Annotated in this window: 1 pseudogene; it reads left to right on the forward strand. The window is 79.2% G+C overall.

The features are described from left to right. Nucleotides 1-154: 154 nt before the first annotated feature. A pseudogene (locus tag E4O86_RS23070) lies at nt 155-529 on the forward strand (hypothetical protein); the annotation flags it as partial.

Genomic DNA, 529 nt, shown 5'->3' on the forward strand with positions numbered 1-529 from the left:
CGCGACCGGAGCCGAGGCCGGCGAAGCCCCGGCCGGCACCGTTCCGCCGCGCACCACCGTGCCTCCGCGTGCCGCTCCGCCGCCTCCGCCGCCGTCCGACATGGCGCCTGCCGGCGAGGCCCGCACCCGGCACTCGCGCGCGCCGGCCCTGGTCATGACGATCCTGGTCGTGCTGGTCCTGATCGGCGCGGGCGTGCTCGCCTATACGCAGCGCGAGACGATCGCCGGCTTGTTCGGCGGGACGGGCGACGAGGCCGCGGAAGTCGCGCAGGCGCCGGCCCCGGCGCCGAGGGCAAGCGGCAAGAACACCGACCGGCTGACCGATGGCGCTCCGGCCGAGACGCCGCCGGGCGCCGCCGCCGGCCCTGAGAGCGGCACGGCAACGGCCGAGGCTCCTCCCGCCGGGTCCGAGCCGGAGCCGCAGGCGGACGAGGCCGATGCCCCGCCGCAGGGCGAGGAGGACATGATCGAGGGCGGCGAGCCGCCCGCGGAGGGCCCGCTCCCGCCGGGCTTGGAGGCGCCGCAGGCG

This window comes from Propylenella binzhouense (assembly GCF_009866965.1).
Lineage (GTDB): Bacteria > Pseudomonadota > Alphaproteobacteria > Rhizobiales > Afifellaceae > Propylenella > Propylenella binzhouense.